Raw genomic sequence first — 22,284 nt, 5'->3', positions numbered from 1 at the left:
GCTCTTCGTCGTGTGCGGCGTCAGGACGCTGCCGGGCGGATCAGCTCGCGGCGTGCGCGCCCTGCTCGACTGTCAGCGTCCGGCCCTCCTGGCCCTGCTGCTCGTCGGACGTGACCGCGATCTTGCGCGGCTTCGCCCGCTCGCTCACGGGGATGGTGACGCTCAGCACGCCGTTGGCGTAGTGCGCCGAGATGCGCTCCGTGTCGATGCCCTGGCCGAGCGTCAGCTGGCGGAGGAACGTGCCGGCGACGCGCTCGCGCGTCAGCCACCGCACGTTCTGGTCGCCGGCGAGGGTGCGCTCGGCGCGGATGGTGAGCAGCTGGCCGTCCACGTCGATGTCGACCGATCCCGGGTCGATGCCGGGCAGGTCGGCGGCCAGCACGTAGGTGTCGCCCTCGCGGTGCAGGTCGATGGGCATCGGACGGTTGGCCTGGCGGGTCTCGGCCAGCGCGCCCATGGCGCGGTCCAGCTCGCGGAACGGATCGAAGGTCATGTTCATGCTCGACTCCTCTGATGATCAGCGGTGATGATCTCTGGGGTTGAGCCCCCTCGGCTCAACCACGTCGAGATTAGCACTCGGGGTAGGGGAGTGCCAAGCCGTTCGCCGAGGGCGAATGCAGCTCTCATCACCTCTTCAGGAGCGACGGCGGAGGTCGCGCTCCATGCGCCCGATGAGCGTCCAGACCGCGCGCGAGAGGTCCGGGTGCTCCAGCGCGATGCCGCGCAGCAGCCGGTACTCGAAGCGCGCGACCACGGCGGGCTCGGCCGACGGGTGCCGCACGCGGGCGAGCTCCTCGGCCATCCCGTCGGCCTCGAGCGCGTCCTGGCGGAGGGTGGCGACCACGTGCTCGTCCACGGTGGGCAGCTCCGGGATCACCTCCCACGGGTCGTCGCCGTCCCGGCAGCGGTGCTCGATCACGGCGTCCAGCTCGTCGCGGGCCTCCTGGCGCAGCACCTCGAGGCTGGCGGGGAAGCGGGCGTGCACGGGCGGATCCTCTCGGGCGGCGGGCCGACGCGCCGGGCGGCCGCCGTCCCCTCACGCTACGTCATGCTCCCGGCGGCGCCCGTGGGATGGCCGGATGCCGTCGGTAGCCTGGAGGCCCGGCCACCAGGAGGATCCATGACCGACCCCGCCCGCCCCGTCGCCCTCGTCACCGGAGCCACCCGCGGCATCGGCCGTGCCATCGCCGAGGACCTCGCCCGCACCCACCGCGTGATCGTGCACGGCCGCGACCGCGACGCCGTCGACGCGCTCGCCGCCTCGCTCCCCGACGCCGTCGGCTGGCCGGCCGACCTCGCCGCGGGTGGCCTCGCCGACCTCGCGCCCGATCTCGAGCGCCTCGACGTGCTCGTGCACTCCGCCGGCGTGATCGGCGGCGACGCGGTGGCGGAGACGCCCGTCGACGAGTGGCGGCGGGTCTTCGAGATCAACGTGTTCGCGGTCGCCGAGGTCACGCGCGCGCTCCTGCCCGCGCTCCGCACCGCGAAGGGCCAGGTCGTGCTCGTGAACTCCGGATCCGGCTTCACGGCGAACCCCACGGGCGGCGTCTACGCGGGATCCAAGTTCGCCCTCCGCGCGCTCGGCGACGCCCTGCGCGAGGAGGAGCGCCCGCACGGCGTGCGCGTCTCGAGCGTGCACCCGGGCCGCGTCGCCACCGACATGCAGCGCGAGCTCCGCGCCAAGGAGGGCGGCGAGTACGACGAGACGCGCTACCTCGAGCCGGCCTCGGTCGCGCGCGCCGTGCGCCTCGTCGTCGACCAGACCCGCGACGGCACGCTCGAGTCGGTGTCGCTGCGGCCGTTCGGGGGCTGATCCGGCGGTCTCCCTGCGTTCGGCATCCGTCGCGGGAGGAGATCGTATTTGCGCAAGACGATCTCATGGGGATACGTTCTCCGCATGAGCTCATCCGCTAGGACCCGCGACCAGGACCTCGCCGACGTGGACGCCGCGGGCATCGACTGGGGCTCCGGCGGCATCGAGACCCAGTTCGGCTGGTCCGTCCAGGCCGTCTACCAGGGCTTCGTGCGCACCGCGCAGGCCGCCGTGGCCGACGTGCCGGGCGGACCGCGGGGCTACCAGGTGCTCGTCGCCATCACCACGGAGGAGCCCTCCTCGCAGCTCGCGCTGGCGCAGCGCCTGGGCATCGACAAGACGCAGATGACCTACGTGATCGACGCGCTCGCCGCGGGCGGGCACGTCGAGCGGCAGCCGCATCCGCGGGATCGTCGGATCCGGCAGGTCGTGCCGACCGACGCCGGACGCGCCCTGCTGGCGACGGCGCGCGTCGCGCTCGGCGAGGTCGAGGACGGCCTGATGCGCGACCTCGCCCCGGCCGAGCGCACGGCGCTCCGACGCCTCCTGGCCCGCGTCGCGATCGGCATCGGCCAGGCCGCCGGCCCCGCCGCCGAGCACTCCGACACGGCGAGCCGGTCGCCGCCCCCCACCGCTCGCGCCGCTCGGCGCGCCGCACCACCGCAGATGGAGAACCCGCATGAGCACCTCTACCCCCGCATCCGCCTCCGCATCCGGCCCCGTCGTCGTCGCCGGCGCCACAGGGGACCTCGGCCGCCGCATCGTCCGCGAGCTCCTCGCGGCCGGCGCGCGCGTCCGCGTCCTCACCCGGCCGGGCAGCACGCAGGCCGCCGAGGCGTGGGGCGACGACCCGCGCGTCGAGGTCGTCGAGGCCGCGTACACCCACCGGGCCGCTCTGATCCGCGCGGTCGCCGGCGCGCGCGTCGTCGTCTCCGCCGTGAGCGGCGCCCGGGCCGTGATCGTGGGAGCGCAGCGCGCGCTCCTGACGGCGGCGGTGGCGGCGGGCGTGCCGCGCTTCATCCCGTCGGACTACTCCTCCGACTACCGGCGCGTGACCCCCGGCAGCAACCGCAACTTCGAGCTCCGGCGCGAGTTCGCGGCCGACCTCGACGCGGCGCCGATCCGGGCCACCTCGGTGCTCAACGGCGCCTTCGCCGACATGCTCACCGGCCAGGCGCCCATCGTGCTGTTCGACCGGCGCCGCGTCCTCTACTGGTCGTCCGCCGACCAGGTGCTCGACTTCACGACCAAGGACGACACGGCGCGCGTGACGGCGCTCGTCGCGCTCGACGACGACGCGCCCCGCGTGGTCGAGGTGGCGGGGGACCGGGTCACGGCGCGGGACCTGGCGCGGATCATGACGGAGATCACGGGCACGCCGTTCGCGCTGCAGTGGGCGGGCAGCACGGGCGTCCTCTCCACGGCGGCCAAGGCGATGCGCCGCATCGGCCGCGATGAGCAGGAGACGTTCCCGGCCTGGCAGGGGATGCAGTACCTCGTGAGCATGTACAGCGGCGAGGCGGAGCTCCTCCACGTGGACCGCGAGCGGTTCGGCGCGCACACGTGGACGAGCGTGCGTGACGTGCTCGCCGCGCACGTGGCCGACCGGGGCGCGACGACGGCGTAGCCGAGCCGGCGGCGACCGCGACGCGCCCGGCCGTCCCGTCACGAGGCCACGGCTCGCTGGGTGCCGCGTCCAGCGAGCGGTGGAAGGGTGGGGCCGCGCCACGAGCGCCGCGGGCCGGCCGTCCGACCGCCCGCACCCGAGAACGAAGGAGACCCATGTCTGCACGCAGCATCCAGTGGCAGCTGGCGAAGCGCCCCACCGGCGAGCCCACCCCCGACGACGTCCGCCGCGTCGAGGTCGACCTGCCCGACCTCCAGGACGGCGAGGTCCGCGTCGAGAACGAGTTCATCTCCGTGGATCCCTACATGCGCGGGCGCATGAACGACGTGCCGTCCTACGTGCCGCCGTTCCAGCTCGACGAGACCATGACCGGATCCGCCGTCGGCCGCGTCGTCGAGTCCCGCTCCGACGACCTCCCCGTCGGCACGCTCGTCAGCCACATGCTCGGCTGGCGCGACGTCGCGCAGGGCCAGGCCGGCGGCTTCCGCCCCGTGCCCGAGGTCCCCGGCGTGGCATCGTCCGCCCACCTCGGCGTGCTCGGCCTCACCGGCCTCACCGCCTACGTCGGCCTCACCCGCATCGCGTCCATCCGGGAGGGCGACGTCGTCTTCGTCTCCGGCGCGGCCGGCGCGGTCGGCTCCATGGTCGGCCAGATCGCCCGCCTCCTCGGCGCCTCGCGCGTCGTCGGCAGCGCCGGATCCGCGGAGAAGGTCGAGCGCCTCACCTCGCACCTCGGCTTCGACGCCGCGTTCGACTACCACGGCGGCGACCTCGAGGCGAAGCTCGCGGAGGCGGCGCCCGACGGCATCGACCTCTACTTCGACAACGTCGGCGGCGACCACCTCTCCGCGGCGCTGGGCGCGCTGAAGGACGGCGGCCGCGTCGCCAACTGCGGCTCGATCTCGACCTACAACTCCACGGGCGAGGAGATCGCGATCCGCAACACGGGCCGCATCGTCACGCGCGGCCTCACGCTCCGCGGCTTCACCCTCGGCAACCACCAGGACCTCGCGCCCGAGTTCGCGTCGAAGATGGGCCCGTGGCTCGCCGAGGGCCGCATCACGGCCGACGAGACCGTGATCGACGGCATCGACCGCGCGTTCGAGGCCTTCACCGGGCTCATGCGCGGCGAGAACGTCGGGAAGATGGTCGTGCGGACCAGCGCCTCCGCCTGACCCGCACCTCCCTCGTGTCGTCCTCGGGGAGCGTCGCCGGGGCATCCGGCCGGCGCTCCCCGGAGGACGTCGCGTCCTGTCCCGACCGCGCCTCGCGCAGGCGCCGCCCTTCGTCCTCGAGGAGGGCGCGGCGCCGGGCGAGCCGGTCGGCGCGGGTCGTGTCGCGCACGGGCAGCCGGAGCGCGTGCTCGGCCGGGATCCCCGCCTGCAGCTGCCGGGCGCGGATGATCTCCACGTCGAGCTCGCCGCCCAGCACGAGCGACAGGTTGCCGATGTAGAGCCACAGCAGCAGCACGATCACGGCGCCGAGCACCCCGTAGGTCGACTCGTAGGTCGCGATGGTCGTCACGTACCAGACGAAGCCCGCGGTGCCGAGGCCCCAGGCGACGATCGCCACGAGGCTGCCCCAGGTGAGCAGGTCCACGCGGCGGCGGCGCAGGTTCGGCGTCGCGGCGTACAGCACCCCGATGATCCCCGTCAGCAGCACCACGAGCAGCGGCCACTTCACGACGGCCCAGACCACGAGCGTCGTGTCGCCGATGCCGATCTGCTGCCCGAGCGCGCGGGCGCCGTCGTCGGTGAGCAGCAGCATGCCGACCATCACGACGCTGACGACGAGCAGCGCGACCGTCACCCCGAGCATCAGCGCCCGGTACTTCACGAGCGGCCGCCCCTCCTCGGTCTCCTGCACGCGGTTCATGGCGCGGCCGAACGCGGTGACGTAGGCCGCGGAGGTCCAGAGCGCGCCCAGGAAGCTCACCGTGAAGGCGATGCCCGAGCGGGGGCCGTCGGCGAGCTGCTCGACCGGGTCGCGGATCACGTCGACCGCCGAGTCGCCCAGCACCGCCGTGAGCACGCCGAGCACGCCCTCGACGCCGGCGCGGGTGTCGCCGACGACGCCGATCAGGCTGAGCACCGCGACCGCCGCCGGGACGAGCGACAGCGTGGAGTAGAAGGTGAGGCTCGCGGCCATGTCGATGCCGCGGTGCTTCATGAACCCGTAGACCGCGCGGCGGCACGCGTACCAGCCGAGCTCGCGGCCGATGCGCTGGCGGCGGTGGAGCGCTGCCTCGTCGAGCTCGACCTGCGGCGGGGCGTCGTCGGGGGCGGCGCGGCGCGGGCGGATGGGCATGCCAGCCAGTCTGACCCACGCCCGGCGCCGGGGCGCTCCCGGCGACGGTCGGCGGCTGGCCGCGTCCGGCCGGGTGCGCTACACAGGGGGGATGGTGCACACATCCTCCGTCGAGATCGAGCGCAAGTACGACGTCCCGGAGGGGATCCTCGTCCCGGACCTCGCCGGCATCGAGGGGATCGCCGAGGCGCGGACCGCGGAGCCCGTGACGCTCGTGGCGGTCTACCTCGACACCGCCGACCACGCGCTCGCCGACCGCCGCATGATCCTCCGCCGCCGCGAGGGCGGGCACGACGCGGGCTGGCACGTGAAGCTCCCGGCCGACGGCGGCGAGGGACGCACCGAGCTCGGCTGGCCGCTCCGGGACGGCGACGACGACGACGGCGCGATCCCCGACGCGGTGCTCGACCAGGTGGCCGTCCACGTGCGCGGACGCGAGCTCACGCCGCTCGCGCGCCTCGAGACCGTGCGCACGACCGTCACGCTGCACGACGCCGACGGCCGGGCGGTCGCCGAGTTCGCCGACGACCGCGTCACCGGATCCGACGTCCGCGGCGGCACCGTGCGCGCCTGGCACGAGTGGGAGGTCGAGCTGCTGCCCGACGCGCCCGCGAAGCGGAAGCAGCGCACCGCGCTCCTCGACCGCATCGAGCGCCACCTCGTCGACGCAGGCGCCCAGCCCTCCGACAGCGCCTCCAAGCTGGCGCGGGCGCTCGGGGCCGACGCGCTGGGGCGGCAGGCGCCCGCGGGTCCCGCCCTGCCGGATCCCGCGACGCTCACCAAGGAGAGCCCCGCGTCCGACGTCGCCCGCGCGGTCCTCGCCCGGGGCGTCCGCGACCTCGTCGCCGCCGACCCGCACGTGCGGGCCGACGAGCACGACGCCGTGCACCGCATGCGCGTCGCCGTCCGCCGTCTCCGCAGCGCGCTCCGCACCCACCAGGACGTGATCGACCCGGCGGCCACGGCGCCCGTCCGCGCCGAGCTCACCGCGCTCGGGACCGTCCTCGGCGGCGCGCGCGACCTGGAGGTGCTGCGCGACCGCGTCGTCTGGTCGGTGGTGGAGCACGACACGGAGACCGTGCCGGACCACGTCGGGGATGCCCTGCACGACGTCCTCGACGAGCGGTACCGCCGCGCCCGCGAGCGCGTGATCCGGGCGCTGTCGTCCGCGCGCTACCACGCGCTCCTCGACGACCTCGACCGGCTGGTGGCGGATCCGCCCCTCACGCACGACGCCAGCGCCCCCGCGGGCCCCGCCCTGCACGCCGCCCTCCGCCGCGACGCCGAGCGCGTCGGCCGCCGGGCGGCGGTCGCGCAGGAGGCGGTCGGCGAGGCCGCGCGCACCGAGGCGCTGCACGAGGTCCGCAAGGCGGCCAAGCGCCTCCGCTACGCGGCGGAGGAGGTCAGCGGACGCACCGTCCAGGTCCTCGGCCGGAAGACGATGCGGCTCGCGACGGCGGCCGAGGAGGTGCACGACGAGCTCGGCGAGCACCGCGACGGCCTCGCCATGCAGCGCGTGCTCCGCGACGAGGCGAGGCGCCTCGCGGCGCGCGGCGAGGACGCCTTCGCGCTCGGCGTCCTGCACGAGGCCGAGCGCCTCCGCACCGAGTCCGCCCTCTGGCGGGCCGAGCGGGCGATCGAGCGCCTGCTCGCGACCGCCGTCCCGGGAGCGTGAGGGCGGACCGTAAACTCGATCGGGTGACCCCCGACGCCGATCCGCCCACCCCGGCGTACGACCCCTCGGAGCTCGACGTCGCGGTCACGGGCGGCACGGTCCGCGGTGTGCGCGAGCGCGGGATCGAGGCCTGGCGCGGGATCCCGTTCGCGGCGCCGCCCCGCGGCGACCTCCGCTTCCGGGCGCCGCAGCCCGTCGTCGGCTGGGAGGGCGCGCGGTTCGCGCAGCACTTCGGCAAGGTCGCGCCGCAGGTCAGCGCGGGCGCCTTCATGGGCGCGCCGCAGGGCACGCCGATGGGGGAGGACTGCCTCACCGTCAACGTCATCGCCCCGTCCGGTCTCAGCCCCGACGCCGCGCGCGTCAACCGCGAGTCGCAGCTGCGGCCCGTCATGGTCTTCATCCACGGCGGCGCGTACGTCGTCGGGTCATCGCGCGAGAACCCCGTGCAGGGCGAGGGCCTCGTCCGCCAGGGCGGCATCGTCTACGTCAGCTTCAACTACCGGCTCGGCGCGCTCGGGTACCTCGACTTCAGCCGCTACTCCACCCCCGAGCGCCCCATCGAGTCGAACCTGGGCCTCCGCGACCAGGTGCAGGCGCTCCAGTGGGTGCACGACAACATCCGCGCGTTCGGCGGGGATCCCGACAACGTCACGGTGTTCGGCGAGTCCGCGGGCGGCAACGCCGTCACGACCCTCATGGCCGTCCCGGCCGCGCACGGCCTGTTCGCGCGCGCCATCGCGCAGAGCTCGCCGACGAACGCGGTCTACCCGGCCGAGCAGACCGCGCGCTGGGCCGGGGAGTTCGTCGGCCTCCTCGCGGATCGGGCGGGCCGCGCGCCCGACGACGCCGAGGCGGTGCGCCTCCTCACCTCGGCGAGCGCGTCCACCCTCGCCGCGGCGGCGAACGAGCTGATGGTGCGGACACCCGACGAGGAGCCCGGCACCATCACGTTCAGCCCCGTCATCGACGGCGACGTGCTGCCGGAGCGCCCGCTCGACGCCTTCAAGCACGGCCGCGCGGCCCGGGTGCCGCTCATCATCGGCACGAACGAGCGCGAGGGATCCCTGTTCACCGGCCGCCTCGACATCCTCGCCACCACGCCGTCGCGCATCGACGCCGTGTTCGCGAAGACCGACGAGGCCCACCGCGAGGAGCTGGCCGCGCTCTACCCCGGCCTCCCGAAGCGCCGGGCCGCGCTCGACTTCGGCGGCGACTACGCGTTCTGGTTCCCGTCCATCAAGGTCGCCGAGCGCCACGCCCGCTACGCGCCCGTGCACTTCTACCGCTTCGACATCGCCCCGCGCCTGGTGCGCCTGATGGGCCTCGACGCCACGCACGGCCTCGAGCTGTTCGCGCTGTTCGACCGCATGGACTCGATGCTCGGCCGCGGCATGACCCTGCTCGGCGGCCGGCGCGCGTTCGTCGCGGCGGGGGAGCGGATGCGCATCGCCTGGCTCCGCTTCGCGCAGGACGGGACCGTCGACGAGTCGTGGCCGCCCTACGTGGGCGGCGACGACGAGGCGCCGGGCGCCGGTCCGTCCGCCTCGGCGGCGTCGGGGGAGCGCGCGACCCTCGTGTTCGACGTGGTCGACCGGGTCGAGCACGACCCGCACGCCGAGCGCCGCGTCGCGTGGCGCGACTTCGTGCCGCACATCTGAGCCGGCCGCCACCGCGGGAGATGTTCACCTGCCCGACATCCGGCGGTCGCCCGTTCGAGACGGCCGTGTGCAGGCCGTTAGGATCGACGACTGTGACATCCGCTCGAGGGATCCGGTAGTGGATCTCACCCTCATCGTCGTCCTGGTCATCGCCCTGGCGCTGTTCTTCGACTTCACCAACGGCTTCCACGACACGGCGAACGCGATGGCGACCCCCATCGCGACGGGTGTGCTGAAGCCGCGGGTGGCCGTCGCGATCGCCGCGGTCCTCAACCTGGTGGGCGCGTTCCTCAGCACCGAGGTCGCGAAGACCGTGTCCGGCGGCATCATCCGCGAGGGCGACGGCGGCGTGCAGATCACGCCGACCATGATCTTCGCGGGGCTCATGGGCGCCATCGTCTGGAACCTCGTCACGTGGCTCCGCGGCCTCCCGTCGAGCTCCAGCCACGCGCTGTTCGGCGGCCTCATCGGCGCGGCCGTCGTGGGCGCGGGCCTCGGCTCGGTCGACTTCGGCGTCGTGCTGTCGAAGGTGATCCTCCCGGCGCTCCTCGCCCCCGCGATCGCCGGCCTCATCGCGTACACGACCACCAAGCTCGCCTACTCGATCACGCGCCGCTCGAGCGGCCCGAACGAGCGCGGCGGCTTCCGCTACGGCCAGATCTTCACGTCGTCGCTCGTGGCGCTCGCGCACGGCACCAACGACGCGCAGAAGACCATGGGCATCATCACGCTCACGCTCATCGCGGGCGGCTTCCAGGCGGCCGGCTCCGGCCCCGAGTTCTGGGTCATCGCGGTGTGCGCCGTCGCCATCGCGCTCGGCACGTACATGGGCGGCTGGCGCATCATCCGCACGATGGGATCCGGCCTCACCGAGGTCAAGCCCGCGCAGGGCTTCAGCGCCGAGGCCTCGACCGCGGCCACGATCCTCGCGTCCAGCCACCTCGGCTTCGCGCTCTCGACCACGCAGGTCGCGTCCGGATCCGTCATCGGCTCGGGCCTCGGCCGCCGCGGCGCGTCCGTGCGCTGGAACACGGTCGGCAAGATCGCGCTCGGCTGGCTGCTGACGCTGCCGTCGGCCGCCATCGTGGGCGCGGTCGCCGCCCTCGTCGCGAGCACCGGCACGGTCGGCTTCGTCATCGACGCGGTCGTGGGTGTCGCCGTCATCGTCTGGATCTTCTGGCGCTCGCGTCGGAACGCGGTCGACGCGCGCAACGCCATCGTCGAGGTCGACGCCGCCGGATTCGCGGTGCGCGGACGCAAGGCCACCAAGGCCGCCCGGAAGGCCAGGGAGGCCGCATGATCGACTGGAGCGCGTTCCTCGTCGTCGCCGTGGCGGCCCTCGTGGGCGCCGTCGCGGTGGTGTGCCTCTTCTCGCTCGGCGTGCGGCTGCTGGCCGTCGGCACCGAGTACGACGACGAGGGCGACAAGGTCTCGGTGACGGGCATCCGCCCGCAGGCCGCGACCGTGGGCGGCTACGTCTGCTTCGCCCTCAGCGGCATCGCCGTGCTCTACGGCGTCTACCTCATCGTCCCGGCCTTGCACTCCTGACCCGCGTGCGCGGCGGCCCGGGCTGGTCCCGGCGGCGCGCCCGCCCCTAGGCTCGATCCCGTCCCGACAAGGTCGTCGGCTCCTCCCCTCCCGTCGTCCGACCCGACCCCTCGCGGAAGAAGCCCATGACCGAAGCGCGCACGTCGTCCCCTGCCCCCGAGACCCGCGGAGGGCGCGGCGCGCTCGACCGGTTCTTCGAGATCACGAAGCGCGGATCCACGTACGCGCGCGAGATCCGCGGCGGCGTCCTCACCTTCGTGACGATGGCCTACATCGTCGTGCTCAACCCGCTGATCCTCGGCGGCTTCAGCGCCGACCAGGCGACGCTCGACGTCGAGGGCAACTGGCTGCGGGCCTCGCAGGTGGGCGCCGCGACGGCCCTCACCGCGGGCGTCATGACGATCCTGTTCGGCCTCGTGGCGCGCCTCCCGTTCGCGTTCGCGGCGGGCCTCGGCATCAACTCGTTCCTCGCGGTCAGCGTGGTCGGGGAGGTCACCTGGCCGGAGGCGATGGGCCTCGTCGTCATCAACGGCCTCGTGATCGTGCTGCTCGCCACCACGGGCCTGCGCACCCTGATCTTCCGGGCCGTCCCGCGGGAGCTCAAGACCGCCATCACGGTGGGCATCGGCCTGTTCATCGCGTTCATCGGCTTCGTCGACTCCGGCTTCGTGCGCGGCACGGGCGTGCCCGCCTCGCCGCTCGCGCTCGGGATCGACGGGTCCATCGCCTCGCTGCCGACCGTGGTCTTCATCCTCGGCCTCGTGATCATGGGCGTGCTCATGGCCCGCCGCGTGCCGGGCGCGCTGCTCATCGGCATCGTCGCGACCACGCTGATCGCCATCGTCGTGGAGCAGGTCTTCCACATCGGCCCGTCGAACACCTCCGGCGCCACCGGCTGGAACCTCAACGCGCCCGTGCTGCCCGGCACGCCCGTGTCGCTGCCCGACCTCGGCCTCGTCGGCGCGTTCGACTTCGGCGCGTTCGGCCGCATCGGGATCATCTCGAGCCTGATGCTCGTCTTCACGCTCGTCTTCACGAACTTCTTCGACGCCATGGGCACCATGACGGGCCTCGCCAAGGCGGCCGACCTGTCGGACGAGCGCGGCGACTTCCCCCGCCTCAAGGGCGCGCTCGTCGTCGAGGGCTTCGGCGCGGTCGCGGGTGGCGCCACCTCGAGCTCGTCGAACACCGTCTTCATCGAGTCGGCCTCGGGCATCGGCGAGGGCGCCCGCACGGGCCTCGCGTCGATGGTCACGGGCGTGCTGTTCCTCCTCGCGATGTTCTTCACGCCGCTCACGCAGGTCGTGCCGCTCGAGGTCGCGGCCGCCGCGCTCGTCATCGTCGGCACGCTCATGGCGTCGCAGATCCGCGACATCGTGTGGACCGACTTCTCGGTCGCGCTGCCCGTGTTCCTCACCGTCCTCGTCATGCCGCTCACCTACTCCATCGCCAACGGCATCGGCGTCGGCTTCCTCTCCTGGGTGCTCGTGCGCTCGTTCTCGGGACGCGTGCGCGAGGTGTCGCCGCTGCTCTGGGTCGTCTCCGCGGGCTTCCTGGTCTTCTTCGCGCGCGGCCCGATCGAGCAGCTGCTGGGCGTCTGATCCCCGGCGTCGCGCGGACCTCGGCGGCCGCGCGACGCCCAGCCGTGCGTAAGGTGGGACGGGACCCCCTTTCGACGACGCACGGGAGCCCGCTCATGACCGACCTCGACACGCGCGGCGACGTCCGCGAACCCCAGGAGTCGGCCAAGCGCTGGCGCATCGTCGGACCCGGCCTCGTGGTCGCGGCCACCGGCATCGGCGCGGGCGACCTCGTCGCGACGCTGGTGGCCGGATCCCGCTTCGGCTACGCGCTGCTCTGGGCGGCGGTCCTCGGCGTGATCATCAAGATCTTCCTCGTGGAGGGCGCCGGCCGGTACTCGCTCGCGACGGGGAGGACCATCTTCGAGGGCTGGCGCACGGTCGGCCGCTGGACCACGTGGTACTTCGGGCCGTACATCCTCATCTGGGGCCTCGTCTACGGCGCGGCCGCCATGAGCTCGTCGGCCCTGCCGCTCGCGGCGCTCTTCCCCGGCGTCGACCTGAAGGTCTTCGCCATCGCGTGCGGCCTCGTGGGCGCCGTCGTGGTCTGGTTCGGGCGCTACTCCGCGTTCGAGAAGATCATCGCGGTGTTCGTCGGCCTCATGTTCGTGACCGTCGTGGGCGCGGCCATCGTCACCCTGCCGAACGTGCCGGCGCTCCTCACGGGCCTCGTGCCCACGATCCCCGAGGGCGGCCTCGTCGTCGCGCTCAGCATCGCGGGCGGGGTCGGCGGCACCATCACGCTCGCCGCCTACGGCTACTGGCTGCGCGAGAAGGGCTGGGTGGCGCCCCGGTGGATGAAGGTCATGCGCATCGACAACTCCGTCGCCTACGTCATGAGCGGCGTCTTCGTGCTCTCGATGCTCGTGGTCGGCGCGGAGCTCCTCCACTCGGCCGACATCGCGCTGGCGGACGGCGAGGGCGGGCTCGTGCAGCTCGCCGACGTGCTGGGGGAGCGCTACGGCGCCTTCATGACGTGGTTCTTCCTGCTGGGCTTCTTCGCCACGTCGTTCTCGTCGATCCTCGGCGTCTGGAACGGCGTGTCGCTCATGTTCGCCGACTTCCTCGGCACCGTCCGCGGCCTCGACGTCGAGGACCCGCGCCGTCGCCTCGGCGGCAGCTACTACCGGGCGTTCATCCTCTGGCTGACCATCCCGCCCATCGGGCTGCTGTTCCTCGACCAGCCGATCGGCCTGATCATCGCGTACGGCGTGCTGGGCGCGCTCTTCATGCCGTTCCTCGCCATCACGCTGCTCGTGCTGCTCAACACCGACCGCACGCCGCGCGCGTGGCGGAACCGGCCGCTCAGCAACACGGTGATGGGCCTCTCGGCGCTGCTGTTCGTGGTGCTCGGCGTGCAGCAGCTCGTGACGGAGGTCGGGAAGCTCGTGTAGCCGGTCGCGGCGACCCGCTCAGTCGGCGGACGCGGCCTGGCGGACGGCGGGGGAGCCGTCGGCCGCGGTCTCGGCGGCGGGCGTCGGCGTCCGGAACACCACGAGCCGGTACAGCGTGAAGTTCCACACGAGGCCGATGAGCACCGCGGTGGCCTTCGCGATGTTGATCTCGAGGAACTCCTGCTCGGCGCTCGTGCCGAACATCAGCAGCGAGCGGCCGAAGGTCGTGTCGAAGCCGCGCTCGAAGAGCCAGATGACGCCGCTCTGCAGGAGCAGCGAGCTGAAGCCCGTGACCGCGAAGAACTTGAGGAAGCGCCTGATCGTCACGGGCTCGCCGTGCCGGAACACGAAGAAGTGGTTGAGGAAGTACGAGATGGTGATGCCGACCGTGACCGAGATCAGGTTCGCGGCGAGCACGGGCATGTGCGCCACGAGGATCAGCGCGTTGAGCAGCACGAAGTCGAGGCCCGTGTTGAGGAGCCCCGCGATGAGGAAGCGGACCCGGCGGTCGGCGAGGAGCTTCGTCACGCTGATCCTCCCGGGCGGTCGCCGGTCGGTTCGGCGGATGCGCTCGGCGTCTGGGCGCCGGGCCACCCGAAGTGTAACAAGGAGATAACGGGCGACGGCCGTCCCGCGCGGTCGGATCCGCGGTCGCTGGCTAGACTCGACGAGGCCCGGATCCGGGTCATCCCCCGATTCGGAGACGGAACCACCAGCTTGAGCAGTCTCACGATCGTGATCCCCACCTACGAGGAGGCGCGCAACGTCGGGGAGCTGCTGCCCCGACTCGCGGCCATGGCGGCGGAGAACCCCGACTTCCGGATCACGGCGATGATCGTCGACGACTCCTCGCCGGACGGCACCGCCGACATCGCCCGGTCGCTCGCGCCGAGCGTCGAGACGGACACGTTCCACGTGCGCGTCGAGACCCGCGCGGAGAAGGCCGGCCTCGGGGCGGCGTACATCTGGGCCTTCGAGAAGCTGCTCGGGTCCGACGAGCCGCCCACGCACATCCTGCAGATGGACGCCGACCTCTCCCACGACCCGTCCTACATCACCGAGATGCTGCACCGGGTGCGCGGCGGGGCCGACCTCGTGGTCGCGTCGCGCTACATCCGCGGCGGGGCCACGCCCGACTGGAACCTCAAGCGCCGGTTCCTCAGCGTCGGCGGCAACCTCTACACGCGCCTGTTCCTCGGGTCGCGGATCACCGACTACACGGGCGGCTTCAACCTCTACGAGACGCACCTGCTGCGGCGGATCACGCCGTCCACCATCACGACGACGGGCTACGGCTTCCAGATCGAGATGAAGCAGCGCGCGCTGAAGCTCGCGAAGCGGCCCACCGAGGTGGCGATCGTGTTCATGGACCGCACCGAGGGCGAGTCGAAGATCCCGAGCGACACGCTCGTGAAGAACCTGCTGCTCGTGCTGCAGCTGCGCTTCGGGCTCCGCCGGAGCTGACGGCTCGCGTCGCGCTCAGGCCTCGGGCGCGGACAGCGGATCGCCGGGCGCGCGCTGGTGCGGACGTGCCGGCGCGATGATCGTGCCGCGGCGCCCGCGCGCGTCGACCACCGGGTCGGTCGCACCCAGCACCTGCGAGCGCGCGACCCCGTGCCGCGCCCAGTACGCGGCGGTCCACGCGCAGATCAGGCCGTCGAGCAGGTCCTCGAGGTGCTTGTGCTGCCGCTCCACGATCGCCGGGCCCTCCGCGACGAGCGCGGCCGCGCGCGGGTGCGTCGCCACGTCGAGCGGCGGATCCGCGTGCGCCAGCCCGGCGACCGCGTCGAGCACCAGGCGGAACTCGGCGGCGCGCGCGGGCCGGCGCTCGGCGGTGGGGAGCAGCGGCGCGAGGCGCTTGTAGCGCGGCTTCATGGAGTCGAACCCGAGCTCGGGCGCGCCGACGAGCGTCGTGTAGGGGTAGCACTCGAGCATCGTGCGGGCGTCGGCGTCGCGCGCGGCGACCGACCCGTCGTCGTACTCCCAGCCCGCGTCCTCCAGCCGCCGCCGCAGCGCGACCGCGCCCTGCGCGGGCAGGCCCTGGTTCGACGGGTAGGCGGCGATCCCGAGGCGGCCGTAGCGGGACGCGACCTCCTTCTCGGCGAGCCGGCTGCCGGTGGCGTTGGCGACGACGAGCGGCCCGTCGACCGCGGCGACCGCGCCGGGGCCCTCCCAGCGGGCGACCCAGGCCACCACCTCGTCGATCCCGCGGGCCGTCGAGAGGTCGAGAACGCGGCCCGACGCGTCGATGCAGGCGAGCCCCGTCTCGCGCGCCGGGCGGGCCGCCGTGCCCTCCGCCCAGGCGAGGTCGATCCCGAGGAAGCGGCGCATCCGACGAGCCTACCCGCGGGCCCGGGCGACCTCGGCGGGGGCCCGGGCCGCTAGTAGGGTCGAGGGATCCTCATGCCACGAGCCACGAGACGACGAGACGACGGAGCCTCCACCATGACCGCTGCCAGCCCGAACGACGACCGCATCCCGACCCCGGACGGCCACCCCGTCCGGACCGAGACCGACAGCCTGGGGAGCATGGACGTCCCCGCCGACGCCTACTGGGGGATCCACACGGCGCGCGCGCTCGAGAACTTCCCCATCAGCCTGCGGCCGTTGAGCGTCTACCCGGAGTTCGTCGTCGCGCTCGCGCAGGTGAAGCAGGCCGCGGCCCGCGCCAACGTGCAGATCGGCGTGCTCGACGCGCGGAAGGCCAAGCAGATCGACGAGGTGTGCACCGAGATCATCGCCGGGCACCTGCACGACCAGTTCGTGGTCGGCGTGATCCAGGGCGGCGCCGGCACGAGCACCAACATGAACACCAACGAGGTCATCGCGAACCGCGCCCTCGAGCGGGCCGGCCACGCGCTCGGCGACTACCAGCACATGCACCCGCTCGACGACGTCAACCGCAGCCAGTCGACGAACGACACGTACCCGACCGCGCTCAAGGTCGCGCTCATCCACTCGCTGCTGCAGACGCTCGATGAGCTCGACCTGCTGCGCCGCTCGTTCCTCGCGAAGGGCGCCCAGTTCTCGCAGGTGCTCAAGGTCGGCCGCACGCAGCTCCAGGACGCCGTGCCGATGACGCTCGGCCAGGAGTTCCACGGGTTCGCCACCACGCTCGGCGAGGACCACGCGCGGCTCGGCGAGCTCGTGCCGCTGCTGTCGGAGATCAACCTCGGCGCGACGGCGATCGGGACGGGCATCACGGCGGATCCGAACTACGCGGCCGCCGTGCGCGGCCACCTCAGCGCCATCACGGGCTACACGCTCGTGACCGCGAGCGACCTCATCGAGGCGACGAGCGACGCGGGCGTCTTCATGACCCTGTCCTCGACGCTGAAGCGCGGCGCCATCAAGCTGTCGAAGATCTGCAACGACCTGCGGCTGCTGTCGTCGGGGCCGCAGGCGGGGCTGGGCGAGATCAACCTGCCGCCGCGCCAGGCCGGGTCGAGCATCATGCCGGGCAAGGTGAACCCGGTGATCCCCGAGGTCGTCAACCAGGTCGCGTTCTCCATCGCGGGCGCCGACGTGACGGTGACCATGGCGGCCGAGGGCGGGCAGCTGCAGCTCAACGCGTTCGAGCCGGTCATCGCGCACTCGCTGCTGCAGTCGCTGAGCTGGCTGCGGAACGCGGCGAAGACGCTGCGGGTGAACTGCATCGACGGCATCACGGCCAACACCGAGCGGCTCGCGGCGCAGGTGGAGTCGTCGGTCGGCGTCGTCACGGCCCTCACGCCGTACATCGGGTACGCGGCGTCCTCCAGCCTCGCGAAGACGGCGCTGATGACGAGCGCGTCGATCCCGGACCTCGTCGTCGAGGCGGGGCTCATGACGCGGACGCAGGTGGAGAAGATCCTCGCGCCCGACCGGCTGTCGGGACTCGAGCCCGTGACGGCGGCCATGTCCGTCATCACGCCGGAGATGCTCGCCGCGCATGCGGCCCAGGAGGGCGGTCAGGCCGACTGACCCGGCCCAGACGACGACAGCGCGCCGCGGCCCGAGGGCTGCGGCGCGCTGTCGCGTGCGGGTGTCGTGCTCGGCGTCAGGCGTCGTCGCCCGACGTGCGGGCCGGGGTGGTGCCGGTCGCGTCGTCGGCGGGCGCGGCGTGCGCCGGCTCCTCGCGGTGCACGGATCCGGCGATGTCGCCCGGCGTCGGCACGTGCGGGGCGTCGGCGGGCTTCGGGGTCGTCCTCGGCTTCGGGGTCGCCTTCTTCGCGGCGGCCTTCGGCTTCGCGGGAGCGGGGGTGGCAGCGGCGGGCTCCGCGGGGGCCGGGGCCTCGTCGTCGGCGCCGTCCCGGGGGATCGCCACGGGACCGGTCTCGTCCTCGTCGTCGAACGACGCGAGCGCCTCGTCGCGCGCCTCGGCCGCGGTGAAGACGGCACGCCGGCCGGCCTCCTCGCCGCGCTCGCGGAGGTCCTCGGCCGTGGCCTGGACGCGCGTGCGCGCCTCCTCGGCCCCCTCGACGACGCGGTCGCGCACGTCCTCCGCGGTCTCGGCGACGCGGTGGCCGACCTCGGTGGCCTGCTGGCCGACGCGATCGACGACGTGCTTGGTCTGGTCGGCCGTGCGGGTGCCGAGGTCCTTGGCGGTGTCGCCGACCCGGCCCGCGATGTCCTGCGTGGTGCTGCCGACGCGACCGGCGACGTCCTGCGTGGTGGTGCCGATGCGCTCGCCCACGGTGTGCGCGGTGCGGCCGACGGCTACGGCGGCGCCCTGGACGGCGTGGCCCACGAAGTCCGCGACCTCGCGGGCGGTCTCGACCGTGCGCTCGACGACGACCGGGCCCTTCTCGTCGAGCACGGTCTGCGCCTGGCGGACGCCGCGCTGCACGGGCTCGCTCGCCCACACGGAGCGCGACGTACGCGCGATCCCCTCGTAGCGCTTGCGTCCGGCGCGTGCGCCGAGGACGTATCCGGTGCCGATGCCGGCGAGGAAGAGGAGACGGTTGATCATGCGTCGAGCCTAGACGCGGCGCACGTGCATCGGCCGGGAGCGGCTACGCGTCCGTCTCGCCCCGACGGCCGGTGGCGTCGTGCAGCTCGTCCGTCTCGGGATCCACGGCGTCGGGCGCCTGGACGTCGGCGTCCTCCGGGATCGAGTGGTCGTGGATCGGGTCCTGCTGCTGGTCGGTCATGCGATCGACCCTACGCGCGGCGCCGGATGCCCGGCTCGACTCAGAGGATGCGCGTGTGCGTCGTGAGCGAGCCGATGCCCTCGACGGAGACCGTGACGGTGCTGCCGTCCTTGAGGAAGATCTGCGGATCGCGCGAGTAGCCGGCACCGCTCGTCGTGCCCGTGGAGATGAGCGTGCCGGGCAGGAGCGTGGAGGAGGTGGAGAGGTACGAGACGAGCCGCGCGACCGTGCGGACCATGCCGCTCGTGCGGCCGTCCTGCACCGTCTCGCCGTCGAGCACCGTGGTGATGCGGAGGTCCTGCGGATCCGGCACCTCGTCGCGCGTGACGACGACGGGACCCGTGGGGGAGAAGCCGTCGAAGCTCTTGCAGCGGCTCCACTGCTGCTCCGAGAACTGGAGGTTGCGGGCCGTGATGTCGTTGACGACCGTGTAGCCGAAGACGTGGTCGAGGGCGTCCGCCTCCGACACGTCGCGGGCGGCCTTCCCGATGATCACGCCGAGCTCGACCTCGTAGTCGACCTCCTCGCTGAGCGAGCGCGGCCAGCTCGTGGTGCCCTCGTGACCCGAGAGCGAGTTGGGCCAGAGCGCGAAGACCGTGGGGGCGGAGGCGCTCGTGATGTTGAGCTCCTCGGCGTGCGCGGAGTAGTTGAGGCCCACGGCGTAGACGGCCGGCGGGCGGAGGATCGCGGACGCGTGCGTCAGACCGTCCACCGGCGTGGTGCTGGTGCGGCTGGCGACGGCGCGCTCGACGGTCGCGCGGACGCGGGCCATCTCGTCGTCGCCGCGCTCGATCAGGTCCTGGAGGTCGCGCGGGGAGTCGTCGAGCACCTCGTCGAGGAAGAGCGCCTCGCCCTCGGAGACGATCGCGGCCAGTCGGGGGGTCACGCCGTCGTCGGCGAGCAGGTGGGCGAACTTCATGACCCCGAGCGTATCGGGCGCGTGTGAACGGACGCGGTTGCGGTCATAACGTGCATGGGAAGGTCCGCCTCACCTGCCGGCGGATCAGCCCTCGCGGACGACCTCCTCGGGCGACTTGTCGTGCCGCCAGCCGCGCCACGACGCCTGGCGGAGGCGACCCGTCGCGGTCCACTCGGCGAACTCGACCTCGCCGACGAGGCGCGGGGTGATCCAGTGCGCGTCGCGGGCGTCGGCGGCCGGCACGTCGGCGAAGGGGCTCGTCTTCCGCGCGAGCGGGCGGAACCGGCGGAGGACCTCGGCGAGGTCGCGCTCGGTGAAGCCCGTGCCGACGCGGCCCGCGTACTCGAGGCCGTCCGGGCCGGGGACGCCGACGAGCAGCGAGCCGATGCCGGATGCGCGGCTGCCGGATCCGGGTCGCCACCCGCCGACCACGACCTCCTGCGCCCGGTGGTGCTTGATCTTGATCCAGGCGCTCGAGCGTCGCCCCGACTCGTAGGGCGCGTCGACGCGCTTGGCGACGACGCCCTCGAGGCCGAGCTCGCGGCTGGTGGCGAGCGCCCCGTCGAGGTCGCCGTCGAACGCGGGTGGGACCTGGATCCGGCCCCGACCCGGTGACCGGACGGCGTCGAGGAGCGCGGCACGGCGATCCCGGTAGGGCTCCTCGACGAGCACGCGGTCGCCGATCGCGAGCGCGTCGAAGAGCATGAGGTGCACGGGCGCGGCCTTCCGCGCACGTGCGATCTCCTTCTCGCCCGTGAGGCCGAGGCGCGTCTGCAGCAGGCCGAAGTCGGGGCGGCCGCCTGCGCCCAGCACCACGATCTCGCCGTCCAGCACGGCGTCGCCGACGTGGAGCGCGTCGGGCAGCTCGGCGAGCTCGGGGAAGGCGGGCGTGAGGTCGACGCCGTTGCGGCTCGTGATGGTCGCGCGGCCGTCCGCGACGACAGCGATGGCGCGGTAGCCGTCCCACTTCATCTCGACGGCCCACTCCTCGTCGGGGTCGAGGCCGGCGCCGGTCGCCGCCGTCGCGAGCATGGGCGCGGGGGCGGCCGCGGATCCACCGCGACGGCGGGCGCCGACGCGCGTGCGGCCGCCCGCCTTCTCGAGCGACGCGGGGCGCGCCGGCTTCGCGTGCGCCGTCGCGGGCGCGTCGGCCGGCTCCATCAGGTGGATCAGCCAGTTCGCGTCGGCCTTGCCGTGCCCGCCCGTGTGGATGAGCGCGTAGCGCCGCGGCCCGTCGATGCCGGTGCCCGGGCCGCGCCCGTGCAGCGTCGCGATGACCTCCTTGCCGTCGCGCCACTTCTCCAGCTCGAAGGTGCCCGCGTCCCAGATGGTCACCTCGCCGCCGCCGTACTCGCCCGCGGGGATCGTGCCCTCGAAGGATCCGTACTCCAGAGGGTGGTCCTCGGTCTGCACCGCGAGGTGGTTCGTGCCGTGCTCGGTGGGCACGCCCTTGGGGAGGGCCCAGCTCACGAGCACGCCGTCGTGCTCGAGCCGGAAGTCCCAGTGCAGCGCGCGGGCGTGGTGCTCCTGGATCACGAAGGAGCTGCCCTCCGAGGGCGCAGGGGACTCCGCGGGCACCGGCTCGCTGGTCTTCGCGGCGTCGCGCTTGGACCGGTAGGTCGCGAGGCGGTCGTCAGCGGGCGCGTCGTCGGCGGGGTCCTTCCGGGTGAATCCCGCGAGCCGCTCGCGCGTCGGCTCCAGGCTCTCGCGGTGGCCCTCGTCGACGGCGGCGAGCGGATCCTGGCGCGTCCGCATCCGCGTGATCACCTCGTCCAGCTCCAGGTGCCGGAGCGTCGGCGACGCGAGCTCGCGCCAGGTGCGGGGCACCGCGACCGTCGGCCGGGAGCGCCCGCGCAGCGAGTACGGCGCCACCGTCGTCTTGTTGGGGTTGTTCTGGCTCCAGTCGACGAGCACCTTGCCCTGCCGGAGCGCCTTCTTCATGTCGCTCACGACGAGATCGGGGTGGTCGGCCTCGAGCGCGCGGGCGAGCTCGTGCGCGACCTCGGAGATGGCGTCCGCGTCGTGGCTGCCGTCGAGCGCGGCGTAGAGGTGGATCCCCTTCGATCCGCTCGTCACCGGGTACGGGTCGAGGCCCATGTCGCGGAGGATCGCCCGCGCGGCCTTCGCGACCTCGACGCACTCGGGGAGGCCGGCGCCGGGGCCCGGATCCAGGTCCAGCACGAGCCGGTCGGGCCGGCGCTCATCGCCCGTGCGGCCGAAGCGCCACTGCGGCACGTGCAGCTCGAGCGCCGCGATCTGGCCGAGCCACGTGAGCGTCGCGACGTCGCCGACGAGCGGGTAGTCGTTCGCGTGGTCCCTGTGCTGGATCGCCCGCCGCTGCACCCAGTCGGGCGTGTGCGCGTCGAGGTCCTTCTGGAAGAACATCTTGCCCGGCTGCTCGTCGGTGCCGACGCCGTCGACCCAGCGCTTCCGCGTCACGGGCCGGTCGCGGAGGTGCGGGAGCATGTGCGGCGCGATGGCGGCGTAGTACGCGATGACGTCGCCCTTGGTCGTGCCGGTGGCCGGGTACAGCACCTTGTCGAGGTTGGTGAGCGTGATCCGCCGCCCCTCGACCTCCACCTGCTGCTTCGCGCCCGCCATCGCTCCAGCATGGCCCCGCGGGTGTTCACT

General features: G+C 73.4%; 20 protein-coding genes and 1 pseudogene. 12 read left to right on the top strand and 9 right to left on the bottom strand.

The window, feature by feature from the left end; translation table 11 throughout:
• Positions 1 to 40: 40 nt before the first annotated feature.
• Positions 41 to 499 (bottom strand): Hsp20/alpha crystallin family protein, encoded by a 459-nt coding sequence (locus tag ITJ40_RS13420; protein ID WP_194667546.1) that lies wholly within the window; start codon positions 497 to 499, stop codon positions 41 to 43.
• A 135-nt stretch (positions 500 to 634) separates the two neighbouring features.
• Positions 635 to 985: a hypothetical protein gene (locus tag ITJ40_RS13415; RefSeq protein WP_194667545.1), complete on the bottom strand. Its 351-nt coding sequence runs from the start codon at positions 983 to 985 to the stop codon at positions 635 to 637.
• 135 nt (positions 986 to 1,120) lie between these two features.
• On the opposite strand from ITJ40_RS13415, the gene ITJ40_RS13410 reads away from it, so the two are divergent.
• From ITJ40_RS13410 to ITJ40_RS13395, 4 genes and pseudogenes are all read left to right on the top strand, one after another.
• Positions 1,121 to 1,813 carry an SDR family oxidoreductase gene (locus ITJ40_RS13410; RefSeq protein WP_194667543.1) on the top strand — a complete coding sequence of 231 codons (693 nt, stop codon included), beginning with the start codon at positions 1,121 to 1,123 and terminating at the stop codon, positions 1,811 to 1,813.
• Between the two features lie 84 nt (positions 1,814 to 1,897).
• Positions 1,898 to 2,200 (top strand): annotated as a pseudogene (locus ITJ40_RS17110) (MarR family transcriptional regulator); the annotation flags it as partial.
• A 292-nt stretch (positions 2,201 to 2,492) separates the two neighbouring features.
• Positions 2,493 to 3,440 (top strand): NmrA family NAD(P)-binding protein, encoded by a 948-nt coding sequence (locus ITJ40_RS13400; RefSeq protein WP_194667542.1) that lies wholly within the window; start codon positions 2,493 to 2,495, stop codon positions 3,438 to 3,440.
• A 155-nt stretch (positions 3,441 to 3,595) separates the two neighbouring features.
• Complete coding sequence (locus ITJ40_RS13395; protein WP_194667541.1) at positions 3,596 to 4,615, top strand: NADP-dependent oxidoreductase; 1,020 nt, start codon at positions 3,596 to 3,598, stop codon at positions 4,613 to 4,615.
• Here the strand turns inward: ITJ40_RS13395 and ITJ40_RS13390 are convergent.
• Positions 4,560 to 5,747 carry a YihY/virulence factor BrkB family protein gene (locus ITJ40_RS13390; RefSeq protein ID WP_194667540.1) on the bottom strand — a complete coding sequence of 396 codons (1,188 nt, stop codon included), beginning with the start codon at positions 5,745 to 5,747 and terminating at the stop codon, positions 4,560 to 4,562. The two genes, ITJ40_RS13395 and ITJ40_RS13390, sit on opposite strands and share 56 nt — an antisense overlap.
• 91 nt (positions 5,748 to 5,838) lie before the next feature.
• Between ITJ40_RS13390 and ITJ40_RS13385 the strand changes: the two genes are divergently transcribed.
• The 6 genes from ITJ40_RS13385 to ITJ40_RS13360 all read left to right on the top strand — a co-directional run bounded on the left by ITJ40_RS13385 (position 5,839) and on the right by ITJ40_RS13360 (position 13,602).
• Positions 5,839 to 7,422 carry a CYTH and CHAD domain-containing protein gene (locus ITJ40_RS13385; protein WP_194667539.1) on the top strand — a complete coding sequence of 528 codons (1,584 nt, stop codon included), beginning with the start codon at positions 5,839 to 5,841 and terminating at the stop codon, positions 7,420 to 7,422.
• Positions 7,423 to 7,445: 23 nt separating this feature from the next.
• Positions 7,446 to 9,080: a carboxylesterase/lipase family protein gene (locus tag ITJ40_RS13380; protein WP_370532058.1), complete on the top strand. Its 1,635-nt coding sequence runs from the start codon at positions 7,446 to 7,448 to the stop codon at positions 9,078 to 9,080.
• A 118-nt stretch (positions 9,081 to 9,198) separates the two neighbouring features.
• Entirely contained in the window at positions 9,199 to 10,380 is a 1,182-nt protein-coding gene (locus ITJ40_RS13375; RefSeq protein WP_194667537.1) for an inorganic phosphate transporter, read from the top strand.
• Positions 10,377 to 10,628 carry a hypothetical protein gene (locus ITJ40_RS13370; protein ID WP_086522029.1) on the top strand — a complete coding sequence of 84 codons (252 nt, stop codon included), beginning with the start codon at positions 10,377 to 10,379 and terminating at the stop codon, positions 10,626 to 10,628. The genes ITJ40_RS13375 and ITJ40_RS13370 overlap by 4 nt, the downstream gene beginning before the upstream one ends.
• 125 nt (positions 10,629 to 10,753) lie before the next feature.
• On the top strand, positions 10,754 to 12,229 hold the full coding sequence (locus ITJ40_RS13365; RefSeq protein WP_194667536.1) for an NCS2 family permease: 1,476 nt from the start codon (positions 10,754 to 10,756) through the stop codon (positions 12,227 to 12,229).
• 95 nt (positions 12,230 to 12,324) lie between these two features.
• Entirely contained in the window at positions 12,325 to 13,602 is a 1,278-nt protein-coding gene (locus ITJ40_RS13360; protein ID WP_194667535.1) for an Nramp family divalent metal transporter, read from the top strand.
• A gap of 18 nt (positions 13,603 to 13,620) precedes the next feature.
• Here the strand turns inward: ITJ40_RS13360 and ITJ40_RS13355 are convergent, their stop codons facing one another.
• A complete protein-coding gene (locus ITJ40_RS13355; RefSeq protein ID WP_194667534.1) occupies positions 13,621 to 14,130 on the bottom strand; it encodes a GtrA family protein in 510 nt (169 codons plus the stop codon).
• Positions 14,131 to 14,319: 189 nt separating this feature from the next.
• On the opposite strand from ITJ40_RS13355, the gene ITJ40_RS13350 reads away from it, so the two are divergent.
• A complete protein-coding gene (locus ITJ40_RS13350) occupies positions 14,320 to 15,066 on the top strand; it encodes a polyprenol monophosphomannose synthase (protein WP_194667533.1) in 747 nt (248 codons plus the stop codon).
• Positions 15,067 to 15,081: 15 nt separating this feature from the next.
• On the opposite strand, the gene ITJ40_RS13345 is transcribed toward ITJ40_RS13350, so the two are convergent.
• Positions 15,082 to 15,933: a DUF429 domain-containing protein gene (locus tag ITJ40_RS13345; RefSeq protein WP_194667532.1), complete on the bottom strand. Its 852-nt coding sequence runs from the start codon at positions 15,931 to 15,933 to the stop codon at positions 15,082 to 15,084.
• A gap of 114 nt (positions 15,934 to 16,047) precedes the next feature.
• On the opposite strand from ITJ40_RS13345, the gene ITJ40_RS13340 reads away from it, so the two are divergent.
• Complete coding sequence (locus ITJ40_RS13340; RefSeq protein WP_194635966.1) at positions 16,048 to 17,565, top strand: aspartate ammonia-lyase; 1,518 nt, start codon at positions 16,048 to 16,050, stop codon at positions 17,563 to 17,565.
• A gap of 76 nt (positions 17,566 to 17,641) precedes the next feature.
• On the opposite strand, the gene ITJ40_RS13335 is transcribed toward ITJ40_RS13340, so the two are convergent.
• The 4 genes from ITJ40_RS13335 to ITJ40_RS13320 all read right to left on the bottom strand — a co-directional run bounded on the left by ITJ40_RS13335 (position 17,642) and on the right by ITJ40_RS13320 (position 22,254).
• Positions 17,642 to 18,553, bottom strand: a complete 912-nt coding sequence (locus ITJ40_RS13335) for an apolipoprotein A1/A4/E family protein (protein ID WP_194667531.1) — start codon at positions 18,551 to 18,553, stop codon at positions 17,642 to 17,644.
• 43 nt (positions 18,554 to 18,596) lie between these two features.
• Positions 18,597 to 18,734: a hypothetical protein gene (locus ITJ40_RS13330; protein ID WP_194667530.1), complete on the bottom strand. Its 138-nt coding sequence runs from the start codon at positions 18,732 to 18,734 to the stop codon at positions 18,597 to 18,599.
• Between the two features lie 40 nt (positions 18,735 to 18,774).
• A complete protein-coding gene (locus ITJ40_RS13325) occupies positions 18,775 to 19,653 on the bottom strand; it encodes a fumarylacetoacetate hydrolase family protein (protein WP_043582790.1) in 879 nt (292 codons plus the stop codon).
• 84 nt (positions 19,654 to 19,737) lie between these two features.
• Positions 19,738 to 22,254 carry an ATP-dependent DNA ligase gene (locus ITJ40_RS13320; protein WP_194667529.1) on the bottom strand — a complete coding sequence of 839 codons (2,517 nt, stop codon included), beginning with the start codon at positions 22,252 to 22,254 and terminating at the stop codon, positions 19,738 to 19,740.
• Positions 22,255 to 22,284 lie beyond the last annotated feature (30 nt).

It is taken from the genome of Clavibacter sp. VKM Ac-2872, from assembly GCF_015351105.1.
GTDB lineage: Bacteria > Actinomycetota > Actinomycetes > Actinomycetales > Microbacteriaceae > Clavibacter.
Note: the sequence above shows the minus strand (reverse complement) of the source record. Positions and strands in the feature narration are given on the sequence as shown.

What these genes read in the sequence shown, in the direction of transcription:
- ITJ40_RS13420 (WP_194667546.1), bottom strand. Translation starts at nt 499, where the DNA reads ATGAACATGACCTTCGATCCGTTCCGCGAGCTGGACCGCGCCATGGGC.
- ITJ40_RS13410 (WP_194667543.1), top strand. Translation starts at nt 1,121, where the DNA reads ATGACCGACCCCGCCCGCCCCGTCGCCCTCGTCACCGGAGCCACCCGC.
- ITJ40_RS13400 (WP_194667542.1), top strand. Translation starts at nt 2,493, where the DNA reads ATGAGCACCTCTACCCCCGCATCCGCCTCCGCATCCGGCCCCGTCGTC.
- ITJ40_RS13395 (WP_194667541.1), top strand. Translation starts at nt 3,596, where the DNA reads ATGTCTGCACGCAGCATCCAGTGGCAGCTGGCGAAGCGCCCCACCGGC.
- ITJ40_RS13390 (WP_194667540.1), bottom strand. Translation starts at nt 5,747, where the DNA reads ATGCCCATCCGCCCGCGCCGCGCCGCCCCCGACGACGCCCCGCCGCAG.
- ITJ40_RS13385 (WP_194667539.1), top strand. Translation starts at nt 5,839, where the DNA reads ATGGTGCACACATCCTCCGTCGAGATCGAGCGCAAGTACGACGTCCCG.
- ITJ40_RS13370 (WP_086522029.1), top strand. Translation starts at nt 10,377, where the DNA reads ATGATCGACTGGAGCGCGTTCCTCGTCGTCGCCGTGGCGGCCCTCGTG.
- ITJ40_RS13365 (WP_194667536.1), top strand. Translation starts at nt 10,754, where the DNA reads ATGACCGAAGCGCGCACGTCGTCCCCTGCCCCCGAGACCCGCGGAGGG.
- ITJ40_RS13360 (WP_194667535.1), top strand. Translation starts at nt 12,325, where the DNA reads ATGACCGACCTCGACACGCGCGGCGACGTCCGCGAACCCCAGGAGTCG.
- ITJ40_RS13345 (WP_194667532.1), bottom strand. Translation starts at nt 15,933, where the DNA reads ATGCGCCGCTTCCTCGGGATCGACCTCGCCTGGGCGGAGGGCACGGCG.
- ITJ40_RS13340 (WP_194635966.1), top strand. Translation starts at nt 16,048, where the DNA reads ATGACCGCTGCCAGCCCGAACGACGACCGCATCCCGACCCCGGACGGC.
- ITJ40_RS13335 (WP_194667531.1), bottom strand. Translation starts at nt 18,553, where the DNA reads ATGATCAACCGTCTCCTCTTCCTCGCCGGCATCGGCACCGGATACGTC.
- ITJ40_RS13330 (WP_194667530.1), bottom strand. Translation starts at nt 18,734, where the DNA reads ATGACCGACCAGCAGCAGGACCCGATCCACGACCACTCGATCCCGGAG.
- ITJ40_RS13325 (WP_043582790.1), bottom strand. Translation starts at nt 19,653, where the DNA reads ATGAAGTTCGCCCACCTGCTCGCCGACGACGGCGTGACCCCCCGACTG.
- ITJ40_RS13320 (WP_194667529.1), bottom strand. Translation starts at nt 22,254, where the DNA reads ATGGCGGGCGCGAAGCAGCAGGTGGAGGTCGAGGGGCGGCGGATCACG.